The organism is Clostridium senegalense, from assembly GCF_018916625.1.
In the GTDB taxonomy this organism is placed as follows: Bacteria; Bacillota; Clostridia; order Clostridiales; family Clostridiaceae; genus Clostridium_J; species Clostridium_J senegalense.
In genome coordinates this window covers 133328-145829 of the sequence record NZ_JAHLNC010000009.1, presented here as the reverse complement: position 1 = coordinate 145829, position 12502 = coordinate 133328, and the positions used below count along the sequence as shown (strand labels likewise).

The window sequence follows — 12502 nt, the reverse complement described above, 5'->3', positions numbered from 1 at the left end:
GAATATTATTTTTATTATGAAAGTTATAGTATATTTTTATAAAAAAAATGCAGTGCTATATTTAAGCACTGCATTTTTTTAATCTACAGGTTTTCCATCAAAGTTTGTGTATTCTGTAGGATTTTTTTCATCGCCTCTATTATTTTGATTTTTATGTAGTCTCTGTCTTCTTTCTCCTTTTTGTGGAGAATTATTAGTTTTATTACTTTTAGACATATTATTCACTCCTTATTTTTATAATAAATTATAAAGTTTGAATTAAATAAAATCTACTTTAAAATGCTACATTAAATATTCTACCTAAAAAATTCAAAATAATTCCCTTTTAAGAGTTCCTTTATTTTCATATATAATTTTAATCATACTAAAACTATATTTAAATGCTATATTTGATTCTTTTTCTTCTTTATGCAATAATATTGTTAATTTTGTTTTTGTATGAGAGGTATATATATGGCTTTACTAAGAAAATTATTAGGCTTTTCTGTAGGAACTGCTATTGTTACTATCCTAGGTCTTATTTCAGCACCAATTATAACTAGAGTTATTGATACAACTAATATGGGGCATTTGGCTATGTTTAATACCGCCTTTAATTTAATTTTAGGTTTTGTATTATTAGGTTTAAATCATGCTTATGTTAGATATTATTCAGAAGAAGAACCATCACAAAGAGCTGACTTACTTAAAATTTGTTTAAAAAACCCACTAAAAATCAATTTGGTAATTAGTGTAATTCTTTTAATATTTTATAAACCAATTTCTTTATGGATGGTAAAAAAACAATCACTATTTATAATAGTTTTATTAATAATATACTTATTTTTCGGAATATTATCTACTTTTGCGTTACTAGAAGTAAGAATGAGGCAAAAATCTAAAGTATATTCATTTTTAACTGTAATTTTAAAAGTATCTTATTTATTACTTGTTATTATTTTTTTCTTTATATATAAAAACAATTATTTAACTGTTGTGCTTGCCACAGTATTTTCACAAGTAATACTTACTTTAATTACTTTATTCATTGAAAAAGATGTTTGGTTTAAGAAATCCATTGCTACAAATTCTATTAACAAAAATAAGTTAATTAAATATGGAGCTCCATTTATATTTTCTCAAACTGTTACATCACTTTTTCAATCAATAGATAAAATTTGCATTGACTCATTTACTAATTCAACACAGGTAGGTTTATATAGTGGCGCTACACTTCTTATTGTTCCTTTAACTTTAATTCAAGGTACATTTAATACTTTCTGGACTCCTGTTTCATATGAAAAATATAATAAAAATCCACATAATAAGGACTTTTTTTCGAATATGAATAAAGTAGTATCATTTTCCATGCTAGTTATTTCTATATTAATTATTGCATTTAAAGATTTGATAATATTATTTTTAGGAAAAGATTATAAAGATGCTGTTTTTATTTTTCCATTCTTAGTTTTTATGCCTATAATGAACTGTATTTCAGAGACTACAGTTGTAGGGATTAATTTTAAAAAGAAAACTAAAAATCATATATATATTTCATTAGTTGCAGCAATATCTAATACTATAGGGAATATTATATTAGTTCCTATATATGGAGCAAAAGGTGCTGCAATTTCAACTGGTTTATCCTATATAATATTTTTTATAGCAAGAACATATTTTTCAAATAAATATTATAAAGTAAACTATCATTTAAAAAGATTCTTTATCTCTATAGTATCTATTTATATATTAGCTATATATTCTAGCTTCTATAAATTTAATATAACTATAGCTATTCTTTCATTAATATCTTTATCTATAGTAACAATTTTATATAAAGATGTTGTTTATTTTTTAATTAAAAATATTAAGAAGATAAAAATAAGAAAGTAGCTTGAATTCTTATCAAACTACTTTCTTTTCATCTTTAAATACTTTGAAAAATTACATACATCTATCGCAAGGATCAAACTTTCCACTTTCTTGGATACTTCCTTCATATATAGTCTTACTTCGTGATAATGTTGGGCATCCTGGTGATGAGTGATATGATTTTCCTTTTGGTGTCCAATATACATGAGTTTCATCGCTAATATTATTACTAAGTACCTGTTGTGTTTCTTGTTCCTCTTTTACTTGCTCTTGTTTTGCTATCTCATCTTCTCTTGCTTTTTCTTTTTTTATTCTATCCTCTTCTTCTTTTTTAGCAATAGCAATTTGTTTTTGTTCTTCTTCATATGCAGTTTTTTTAGTATTTATACTGTTCTTAAAATCAAGTACTTGCTTATTCTTATCATCTATAGAGACAGCCTCATTTATTTTACTATATGCCTTATCAAATTCCTTACTATCTAAAAATTTTTTAGCCTCATTTATTTTTATTGGTATTAACTTTTGTTTACAAATTACAATTTTTTCATCCGCATTCTCTTTAATATCTTCTGCTTTTTCATCTATTTCACTTAATTTCTTTAATGCTGAATCAAAATCTTCTTTTTTTATTAAATCTAAACCTTCAGTGTAAATTTTAAATTGATCTTGATTAAACTTAATTATTTTTTGTTTTTCCTTTACTTCATCATTATCTTTTATATTTTTAGCACTATCCAACTGTTTTTTTGCCTCATCATATTTTTTCTCACTTATAAGTTTATCTACTTGAGACATATAATTATTAAATTGCTTTTCCTTATGGCTACTATTAATAATAGAACAACTTATTATTAAAATTATTATTATAGCTATAAGTCCTTTTTTATTCTTCAAAAACACTCTCCCCTTTGTCATAAATATTCCATAAAAATAGTACCTTTTTTTTATGAAATTGTATATAATTTCGACAAAAGTTTCATGTTTTTTTTAATTCTAAACCTTTTTTAATTATTATATTAACTATATTTATATTTTTCAATAAATATAAAATATACTTAGATTAAATTGCTAAATCTCCATATTAATATTTACTTTGAGAAATTTATACTTTTTTTTGCTATTCATAATAACATTTTTAATAAAATTACTTTTCCCATCAGTATAATTATTTCTATCATACTTATATTTTTCAGCCAACATTTTCTTTAAATTACAATATTTCTTTGCAACTTCGTCATGGTTTATTAAGTAGTCTCTAAACAGTATCTTATTATTCCATTCCTCACTATTCCACTGAACAATATGTATATGATGAGTTCTACTATTTTCAGTTCCTCTTACAAAAAAACATCTCTCATTATTAGAAGCCTCTGGTCTATAAATATATACACTTTCCTCTAAAATTTTAATAATATTAGGTAACTCCTTAAAATCTTTTATTCCTATAAGTATATCAATAATAGGTTTTGAGATAATATTGGATATAGCTGTACTTCCAATATGCTGTATATCTACAACATATTTTTTAATTTTTGATAATATTATTTTCTCTTCTATATCATATAATTGTTTCCATTCACTTTTATAATCACTTAACTCTACAGCTCCCCTTTTTAATCCAATCATTTTCTACTCCTTCTCCAAGGCCTATTTCCTTGTAACCATCCATTTTCTCTCCAATATTCTTTATCTGGATTACCATCTGGATAACTATTAATAAATCTTTTAAATATATTAAATAATATTTTTGTTTGTACTGGAATATACTTTTGTTTACACTTCATTGACTTATAAAAAGCATATGATTTCTTTTCTAAAACTTTTTCATACTTATTCTTCTTTTTAATAGACATTTCACTCCAATCTTTTGCCCAAAGATTAAATCCACATTTATATATTTTAGGGATTCCCCAAAATTTCAAACTCCTTGCTATTGGTCTTATCGAGTGTTTTGTCCCTGATCCAGCTGTTGTTGAAATTATAAAAGCTGACTTTGAAAACATTTCTTTTAAAGGCCTATGTGGCATAAAAATACATGCAAAATGATCTAAAAATCCTTTAACTTGTCCACTTTCACTAAGAGAATAAACTGGAGATGCTATAATAATTCCATCTGACTTTTTAAGGGCATATAAAATAGGATGTGTATATTTACTGTGAGGGCAAAATTCTCCACCAAAACTGCCTTCTTCAAAACATCTAAAGCATCCACAACAAAATAATGGTAAATCCTTTGGCAAATAAAAATGAAAAAACTCATTATTTTCAATAGAATTTAACTTTTTTTCTACTATTTCAATAGTCTTTTCAGTATTTCCTTTTCTTTGACTTCCATGTATTATAGTTATTTTCAAAACCTATTTCCTCCTATAGATAATTAATCTTATTCTAATGTATTAATCTTAAAATTTATAATAAGCTTAATTATACTATTTTAGTTATACATTTAATCCTATATAATTTTATAATTAATAAAAGATTTACATGCATCTTCATTTAAATTTAAAATTTTTAAGTAAATCATTTTAAATACTCTAATGCATCTACTAGCTCAAACTCATTATAATCTTCTATAAAATCTCTTAAAATTTTACAATGTCCTGCTCCATATATGATTAATATTTTATCATTTTCCTTAGCAATTTTTTGAAGATTACTAAAAATATATAGATTTCTTCTATACCATTGAACAAGAGAATCTACGCCGTAATAATTACTCCCTGAACCAACTTGATTAGGATACAAATATAAATCACTATGCACATTATTTATATTTGTAGGATCGTTCATTTTTTTAAACATTTCTAATATAGTTAAGTTTTCAAAGTCTTCTTTATCTTCATTACCTAATTTATCAATGACATTCATAAAGTTTTTATAAACTTTTGGTTCATTATTTTTGCAATATTCTAACCATTCCATCGGTAAATTTACCCCTTTATCTAGTGGATAAATCTTTTCATGATTTAAAGCCTTACCTATTCTAAATCCAATTTGAACTACTTCATTTCTCTCCTCTAAAATATTATTTTCTATAACCATTCCACTTTTTAAATATCTAGAGTATATGCTATTTAATTCTTTTTCCTTATCTTTATCTTTTTCAAGTGCTATTTTATTAGGCTTAAATTTTAACAATTTATCTATTAGCTCTTTCAACTCCTCTTGTTTTTTATCACTCATAATATCCCTTGGCTTATTTTCTATCATGTGCTCCCCACAACTACCAAAATGATATGTTCCTAACATAAGGATTTTAGTTTTCATGATACTTCCCCCTTTTTACTATTAGACATAAAATCTAAATTTGTATTAAACTTATTTTACCATATACTTGAATGAAATATATGGAATATTTTCAATATTGTTAACGGATTGTTATTATATAAAAAAACTGTGTAAGAGCTATAAATTTTCACAGTTCTAGTAAATTTTCATTTAGTCATATGAAAAGAAATAATAGACCAAAGATTCGAAGCATATTTTATCTATTATTTATTTGATTATGCCTTAGTTTAAATAATCTTAACTATATAGTTAAACGTATCTATTCTTTCATAACTCAAATTTTTATCAAATTTTCTAAATTCCTTTTTCAAAAAATCAATATTTGTATAATATTCATCTTCTACTTCCTCTATTTGCTCTTTTGTCAAACTTTTCAATACATATCTTTTATCATCTACATCTTTAAACATTAAATCTCCAATAATTATTTTTCCATTATCTTTTAATACCCTAATCATTTCTTCTATAGCTATAACCTTTTCATTTTCATTTAAATGATGAAAAGCATAAGTTGAAACTATAATATCAAAACTCTTATCGCTATATGGTATTTTTAAAAACTCTCCTAATCTTACTTTTAATTTAGGATACTTTTTCTTTGCTATGCTTAACATTTCTCTAGATTGATCTATTCCTACAATATCGCAATTATTTCTTAAAAACTTGCTACTTAAATTTCCTGTTCCTACACCTATTTCTAAAAACTTAAATCCCTTTTTACTATTTTCACTTGCCAAATTATATACCTTGTCTAATATTAAATTATAATTCTTATATACTTTAACTTCTCCTCTATCCTCTACTATAGTCTTATCATAGCTTTTAGCCCAATCATTAAAGTTCCATTTATCTTTCCAATTATTTTTAATATCACTTATTTTATTAGCTCTTTTTATAACATCTAATATATCACTATCTAATCCACATTCCTCCTTCATATAAAGCTTATCCAATATATTCTCTAGTGAATCTCTAACTATAGTCAACCTTTGAATTTCATCATTCACTATTTCCCATTGATCATTAAAATGATTTAAATAATTTTTATTGGTTTTATTTTCTATTATATCTTTTATATCACTAATTGATAAACCTATAGATCTATATAGTAATATCAATTGTAATGTCATTATATCCTCATCATTAAATTTTCTATATTCATTATTACTATCTCTTAATGGTTTTAATAGTCCCTTTTTCTCATAATATCTAATTTTGTTAGTAGTTATATTAAAAATATTTGCAACTTCACTTATACTATAACTATGATTCATAATATCAACACCTTTCATATATAATTTTAAACTTTCACCTTAGACTAAAGTCAACATAAAAAAGTAGGCTTAAGCCTACTTTTCATTCTAAAACAAATATTCTACTTTTATAATTAAAGCATAATCAAATAACACCTGAATCTAATATTGAAAATTCAACTTTATTACAATCAATCTCACCTATAGCTCCATAAGGGATAGTTATCATTGGAGCTGTATGACCAAAATTCATATTATATATTATAGGTAATTCTTTTAATTTTAGTTCTTCATTTATAACTTTTAAAATAATCTTTTTATATTCATCATAATATTTATTGTCATAAGGTTTTCCAAATATTATACCTTTTGCATTTTGAAAGATTCCCTGTGATCCATAATTTCTTAACCAATATTCTAAATATTTCGGCTTTGGCATATCTTCCGATGTTTCAAAAAATATAATTGCATCATTCCATAATTCTTTTTCTGGCCAAAGTTTTGTGCCTTTAATCATTTCTAAAACATCTATACATCCACCAATTAAATTTCCTTTAACTATACCTTCTCCTTGTAAGAGCTCATATCCTTCATTTTTATAAGTATTTCTTTGTTTATATTTATTGCTATGAACCCATGGTAAATAATCACTTGTCCAAATTAGAGATGAATTAATTTTGCCTATAGGTGAATTATCAAATAGCACTTTATAAATCCATTTCTTTGTATAATCAAACATTTTAACATTTTCAGCAAACTCTGCTAAAATTGATGGACCATAAAAACTAGCTATCCCTGCTTTTAAGCATATCATATGTGAGATAGTCGTATCAGAATATCCTATAAAAACCTTAGGATTATTTTTAATAATATCAAAATCTATATAAGGTAAAATCCTTACACTTTCTTCCCCTCCAATACAACTAAAAATCCCTTTTATAGATTTATCTTTAAATGCATTCATTAGGTCTTCTGCTCTTTTTTCAGGATGATTATATAAATATTCACTTCCTTTTAAAGTGCTTTCCATTTCTATAACTTTCAAACCAAATTCTTCTTCTAAACGTTTTTTCCCTTGTTCATATCTCCATAAAATATCACTATCACCTGCTCCACCCCAAGATAAGCTAATAGTTGCTACTTTATCTCCTTTTTTTAATGCTACTGGTTTTATTAATTTCATTTTTAGTCCCCCCATAATTTATATAAATATATAATAACGAATTTATAAGCTTATATAAACATATAAATTAAAATACCATTAACTTTAAATAAAATTATTAGTGTTTATTAAATATTTTTTATTTATTCAAAATAATTTAACTTATATACCACATATTTACATATAAATCAAATTATAATATATCAAAGGAGGATTGATTTAGTTTATTATGAAAAAATATAGTAAGACCACAATTTTAATTATAATTTTATTGATAATCTACTTCATTTTATACTTTTCAAACCCTAAAAATACATCCTTTAATTTGGATACATTCAAAAACCTTTCCACTTCTTCAATAACAAAAATAAGCACTTACTAATTAAAATAGTAAGTGCTATTTTAATTATATTAATATAATATTACTTCTTCTAATATTAATTAAACATTTAAAAGATTAGTTTTTTATCGACTTCAGTATATTTCTACACTTTTTTACCTTTAAATTTTAAACTGAAATATAAAAGTTAACCTATACTACTATACTCTTAATAATGCTTAAATTTAAACCTAAAACAATATTTATAAGCAAATATTATTTAAACTTCATTACATCACTGAATATATTTATATCTTTTAGCAAAACCTAAGTTGTATTTTGTAAATAAAGGAGAGTGTAAAATGAAAAAACTATTATCAATTTTTTTAACATGTATGATTTTAGTATCTTTTTCTTTAGTACCATCTGAAGTTAAAGCTACTATAGATAGTTCTTCTGATAAATTACCTTTTACTCAGTCCATGGCAAATTTTAAAATGGAAGAACAAAGACTTTGGATAGAGCATGTGCTCTGGACTAGAAATTTTATTATTAGCGATTTAGCTTCCCTTGAAGATAAAGACACTGTACTAGATAGACTTTTAAAAAATCAAGATGACATTGGAAATTCTATCAAACCTTACTATGGTGATATAGCTGGAAATAAACTTTCTAAACTTTTAAGAGAACATATTTCTATAGCTGGACAAATTGTTGATGCTGCTAAAGAAGGTAATAGAAGTGATGTGGATAAATATAATACTTTATGGTATGAAAATGCAGATAAAATTGCTGATTTTTTAAGTGCAGCTAATCCCAATTGGTCAAATAAAGAATTAAAAGATATTTTACATATGCATTTAAAATTAACTACTGATGAAGTAGTTGCAAGAATTAATAAAGATTGGAACGCTGATGTTGAAATCTTTGATAAAGGTGAAAAACATATCCTAATCTTATCTGATGTCATTACTAACGGAATTATACAACAATTTCCAAACAAATTTTCAAAATAATAGATAAAAAGGATGCAGAGTAGCATCCTTTTTATCTATTATTAAATATTTTAACAGTAATTTTAATGCGTTATTACTTTTATAATTTCCTGGGAAAAGTTTTATCATGTATATTTTTCCTATTTAAAAAGTTATAAATTTTATCTAAATATTTAAGTTATATAACTATTTTACTATTTTTAACTCTTAACTTAAATATGATAATTTATATAAAATAAAAATCAATACTTTAAATTATCATACTGAAATTTATTTATAACAAATCTCCATACTTTTACTATCAAAATATATTAAATCTCCTTTATCATAATGCCATATAGCCTGTAATCTTGTTGGAGTATTAATCCCTTTAATTTTTTTATAATTTGATGCAACTGCAGACCAATTTTCATAAGAATTAGTGTCTTCAGCAAATCGTTTTGATTGAAAACTTGTCATTTCATAATTTTCATTAAAATAAAATATACCACTAACCTTTATATCATTATCTACTATTGTTGCTTCAACCGTATATTTATCAATTTCTTTATATTTTATGTTTTTTTGTAATGCTAGGCTTGGATGCATTAAACATTCTGAAAGATATGTAACTAATGCCCCTGAATTCATATCATCCCCCTTTTCATTAAACAGGGTAACATTTTTTGCAATAACTCCTTTCATTGAACCTTGTCCATTTTCATAAATATCAATGCCTTGAAATGGTATTTTAAACATTTTTGTATTAATTAAAGCAAATCTACTTGAATTATTTACAAAATCATAAATTGTATAATCAATCTTTAATTTAGGTTTATTTAAACCCATTGAAAAATCAACATTTTTAAAATTAAATATTACTTTTGAAGTTTTTTCTATACCTAAATAACCATTGTTTATAAAATATTTTTGTATTGCTTCTGGTAAAACCCTTAAATCATTCTTAGATATTATTCCTTGTTCATTAGCTTGTTTTTTTTCAACATTATTTATCTTTTTCCAATATTCAGTTTTAACTGGAGAATATGGTATACTTAAATAAATTATTATTCCAATTATTATTAAAATCACAAATAATAAAATCATCTTTAACTTTTTTCTCCTTTTCATATGATTCCTTCTTTCATATAGATATATATTTCGTCACATCACTTCCTTATTATATATCCAAATTTAGTATATTATCTTCAAGTTTTTTCATAATGAAAAACATAGAATTTATTTCATTATCGGTAATATTTCTATATAATTTTTCAATGAATTCTTCTTCTATTTTTTCTCTGCCTTTAAAATAATCAAAACATTTTGGGGTTAAACATACTCTAATAGCTCTATTATCTTCTGAATCTTTTTCTAATTTAATAAAATTATTATTTTCCAAATGCAATGCTAATTTTTTCACGTTTTGTCTGCTACATCCCATAATTTCGGAAACTTGAGTAAGTGTTGGATTTTTAATTTTACTTTGCCCTATTGAAATTAATAAAAGCCATTGTTTCATTGAAATTTCATCAAATAACTTATCTCCTGCATTTTGTAATTTATTTGAAAATAGAAATATAGCTCCAAATATATATGCTTTTTTATTTTCCAAATTATCACCTCCAATTAAGTAACTAGTTACCTATATTTTATAATAAGCTATCATTATTGTCAATTTTTTAATTATATTTTAATTTTTGCAAAAACAAAAATGCGACAGTAATTGCCGCATATTTTAATTGCCATGAAATTTTATCATATCTATCATTATTAAAAGTCCTATTAAAAACAGAGTATATTCTTCATCTATAACTTTTAAATTATATTTATCTCTACCAAGAAAATTAAATTCTTTCTCTATATATCCTATATCTAAATCATTTTTACGTATGGTATATGACCTTCCAAGTATATTTTCACTTTCCATTTCTATATCACCATATATGCCAGATATATTATATTTAGGAATCATAAATTCTTTTTCTATTAATGCAATTTCTTTACCACTTACATTATACATAACGTATTTATGTGCACCTATTCTTATTTTTTGTTCCATATATAATACTCTCTCATCCTTATTAGGAGTATATACATTTATATTTTTACCAATATCAAACTTATCAGCTTCTACTAAGTATATTTCTTTTCCATTCTCATCAAAAACATCAAACTTAGCACCTAATGCAATCAATCTTTCTTTTATAAAATAGCTTTTACTCAATATTATCACCTCACATATAAGTATATATTTTAACATATATTTACTCAACAACTATATTTATTAATATTTCTTAACCATCTATATGACAAAATATTGTGGAAAATAATGTTATAATATTTATATTATTAATATATCAAAATTTTAGGAGGGACATGATGAATTTTAAATTAGATGTTTTGACTGAAGATTCTGCAAAGGAAATTTGCAGTTGGAAATATACTAATGAATATTCTATATAAATATACTAAGGTAAAAAAAAATATATAAACTCTTATATTAATTAAGTTTATATATTTTCGAATATAACAATATGTAAAATTTATTAAATAGTTTTAAATGCTTTTTTGACGTTTTTTTGACGAGCACCATAAAAAACTGTACATAATTACAAATATAATTTGAACTAAAATTATTGAAAGAAATTCTTAAAATAATGTGCTTAATTCAATAAATAAAAATTATCAAAAGTAATGCATAGAAAAATAACAAACTTAAAAAACTAGGGATAATTTAATCCCTAGTTTTTTGATTAATTATTTTAATTTTTCTTTATAAACCATATAATCATTAAGCCATGCTCCAGCTTCATTACAGCATTTTTCGAATTTCTCATAATATTTAAATTCATTTTTATCTAAATATGTTATTCCATTTTTACATGCATCTTTTAATGTAAAGAATGACATAGATAAATTATTTACTGTTTTATACTGATCACTCTCATTATCAAATTGTTTTAATAACCCCTGAAGCTCTAACCAACATTTTTTTAACACTTCATTACTATCCGAAAATGTTTTTTGCATTTGAAGTTTATCATTTGATTGACTTGCTTCCTGAATTGCACTTGGTATCATTGCATATATACCCTCATAAGTTTCTAGTTTTGCTAGCAATTCTTCGTTACTTAAAGTAGTCTCTTCTTGTTTTGATTTCTCTTTTACTGCTTCTTTAGATTCTGCTTTTGTTCCTTCATTTTTAACAACTTGTTTAACAGGTTCTTTTGCTAGTTTAGCTGCTAATTCTGTATTGGTTCTATTACTTAGTGCAAGCCCTAATATCATAATTAATATTAATGCTCCCCCACCTATTGATTTCCCTATCTTTTTAGTTTTAATTCCATTAATTAATAAATCCATCCCCAAAATCAATAATGTTATTGGTAAAAACAGAAATGCTATAATACCAACACTAATTTTGCCTTTCTTGCTTAAGTTTTTAAACTTTTGAATCATAGAATCCTCAATCCCCCATATACTTTATAATTTCAAGAAAATTATACCATAATATCCTAAAAATTTAAAATTACTTTTCTTTTTAATAGGTATAGAAAGTTTAGTTATTCCTTACCCCCAACTTTTTATACTTTAATAAATTCAAACTATAATATCTTTTTAATCTTAATAAATCATTAATTTTATATACAAA

At 23.9% G+C, this 12502-nt stretch carries 13 protein-coding genes; 2 read left to right on the top strand and 11 right to left on the bottom strand.

Annotation, left to right across the window (positions count from 1 at the left end; all coding sequences use genetic code 11):
- Nucleotides 1–78 precede the first annotated feature (78 nt).
- Nucleotides 79–216 carry a clostri-philic family protein gene (locus KQI36_RS14775; RefSeq protein WP_216451547.1) on the bottom strand — a complete coding sequence of 46 codons (138 nt, stop codon included), beginning with the start codon at nucleotides 214–216 and terminating at the stop codon, nucleotides 79–81.
- 237 nt (nucleotides 217–453) lie between these two features.
- Between KQI36_RS14775 and KQI36_RS14770 the strand changes: the two genes are divergently transcribed.
- Complete coding sequence (locus KQI36_RS14770) at nucleotides 454–1872, top strand: oligosaccharide flippase family protein (RefSeq protein WP_216451546.1); 1419 nt, start codon at nucleotides 454–456, stop codon at nucleotides 1870–1872.
- A 51-nt stretch (nucleotides 1873–1923) separates the two neighbouring features.
- Here KQI36_RS14770 and KQI36_RS14765 read toward each other — a convergent pair whose 3' ends face one another.
- The 6 genes from KQI36_RS14765 to KQI36_RS14740 all read right to left on the bottom strand — a co-directional run bounded on the left by KQI36_RS14765 (nucleotide 1924) and on the right by KQI36_RS14740 (nucleotide 7575).
- On the bottom strand, nucleotides 1924–2745 hold the full coding sequence (locus KQI36_RS14765; RefSeq protein WP_216451545.1) for a hypothetical protein: 822 nt from the start codon (nucleotides 2743–2745) through the stop codon (nucleotides 1924–1926).
- Between the two features lie 174 nt (nucleotides 2746–2919).
- The gene (locus tag KQI36_RS14760; RefSeq protein ID WP_216451544.1) at nucleotides 2920–3477 is read right to left on the bottom strand and encodes a GrpB family protein; all 558 of its coding nucleotides are present in this window, start codon (nucleotides 3475–3477) and stop codon (nucleotides 2920–2922) included.
- Complete coding sequence (locus KQI36_RS14755; protein ID WP_216451543.1) at nucleotides 3474–4205, bottom strand: flavodoxin family protein; 732 nt, start codon at nucleotides 4203–4205, stop codon at nucleotides 3474–3476. The genes KQI36_RS14760 and KQI36_RS14755 overlap by 4 nt, the downstream gene beginning before the upstream one ends.
- A 166-nt stretch (nucleotides 4206–4371) precedes the next feature.
- Entirely contained in the window at nucleotides 4372–5118 is a 747-nt protein-coding gene (locus KQI36_RS14750; RefSeq protein WP_216451542.1) for a DUF5694 domain-containing protein, read from the bottom strand.
- A gap of 248 nt (nucleotides 5119–5366) precedes the next feature.
- A complete protein-coding gene (locus KQI36_RS14745) occupies nucleotides 5367–6413 on the bottom strand; it encodes a MerR family transcriptional regulator (RefSeq protein WP_216451541.1) in 1047 nt (348 codons plus the stop codon).
- A 124-nt stretch (nucleotides 6414–6537) separates the two neighbouring features.
- Nucleotides 6538–7575, bottom strand: coding sequence for a S66 family peptidase (locus tag KQI36_RS14740; protein ID WP_216451540.1), 1038 nt, complete (start codon nucleotides 7573–7575; stop codon nucleotides 6538–6540).
- Between the two features lie 660 nt (nucleotides 7576–8235).
- Between KQI36_RS14740 and KQI36_RS14735 the strand changes: the two genes are divergently transcribed.
- Entirely contained in the window at nucleotides 8236–8889 is a 654-nt protein-coding gene (locus KQI36_RS14735; RefSeq protein ID WP_216451539.1) for a glycosyltransferase, read from the top strand.
- Between the two features lie 249 nt (nucleotides 8890–9138).
- On the opposite strand, the gene KQI36_RS14730 is transcribed toward KQI36_RS14735, so the two are convergent.
- The 4 genes from KQI36_RS14730 to KQI36_RS14715 all read right to left on the bottom strand — a co-directional run bounded on the left by KQI36_RS14730 (nucleotide 9139) and on the right by KQI36_RS14715 (nucleotide 12309).
- Nucleotides 9139–9978, bottom strand: a complete 840-nt coding sequence (locus KQI36_RS14730) for a DUF6544 family protein (protein WP_216451538.1) — start codon at nucleotides 9976–9978, stop codon at nucleotides 9139–9141.
- A 49-nt stretch (nucleotides 9979–10027) separates the two neighbouring features.
- Entirely contained in the window at nucleotides 10028–10462 is a 435-nt protein-coding gene (locus tag KQI36_RS14725) for a MarR family winged helix-turn-helix transcriptional regulator (protein ID WP_010295730.1), read from the bottom strand.
- A 123-nt stretch (nucleotides 10463–10585) separates the two neighbouring features.
- The gene (locus KQI36_RS14720) at nucleotides 10586–11083 is read right to left on the bottom strand and encodes an LURP-one-related/scramblase family protein (RefSeq protein ID WP_342357397.1); all 498 of its coding nucleotides are present in this window, start codon (nucleotides 11081–11083) and stop codon (nucleotides 10586–10588) included.
- Between the two features lie 524 nt (nucleotides 11084–11607).
- On the bottom strand, nucleotides 11608–12309 hold the full coding sequence (locus KQI36_RS14715; RefSeq protein WP_216451536.1) for a hypothetical protein: 702 nt from the start codon (nucleotides 12307–12309) through the stop codon (nucleotides 11608–11610).
- Nucleotides 12310–12502 lie beyond the last annotated feature (193 nt).

Bases quoted from the DNA above. Each gene is read 5' to 3' on its own strand.
- KQI36_RS14745 (WP_216451541.1), bottom strand. From the start codon at position 6,413: ATGAATCATAGTTATAGTATAAGTGAAGTTGCAAATATTTTTAATATA.
- KQI36_RS14735 (WP_216451539.1), top strand. From the start codon at position 8,236: ATGAAAAAACTATTATCAATTTTTTTAACATGTATGATTTTAGTATCT.
- KQI36_RS14740 (WP_216451540.1), bottom strand. From the start codon at position 7,575: ATGAAATTAATAAAACCAGTAGCATTAAAAAAAGGAGATAAAGTAGCA.
- KQI36_RS14730 (WP_216451538.1), bottom strand. From the start codon at position 9,978: ATGAAAAGGAGAAAAAAGTTAAAGATGATTTTATTATTTGTGATTTTA.
- KQI36_RS14760 (WP_216451544.1), bottom strand. From the start codon at position 3,477: ATGATTGGATTAAAAAGGGGAGCTGTAGAGTTAAGTGATTATAAAAGT.
- KQI36_RS14750 (WP_216451542.1), bottom strand. From the start codon at position 5,118: ATGAAAACTAAAATCCTTATGTTAGGAACATATCATTTTGGTAGTTGT.
- KQI36_RS14715 (WP_216451536.1), bottom strand. From the start codon at position 12,309: ATGATTCAAAAGTTTAAAAACTTAAGCAAGAAAGGCAAAATTAGTGTT.
- KQI36_RS14775 (WP_216451547.1), bottom strand. From the start codon at position 216: ATGTCTAAAAGTAATAAAACTAATAATTCTCCACAAAAAGGAGAAAGA.
- KQI36_RS14770 (WP_216451546.1), top strand. From the start codon at position 454: ATGGCTTTACTAAGAAAATTATTAGGCTTTTCTGTAGGAACTGCTATT.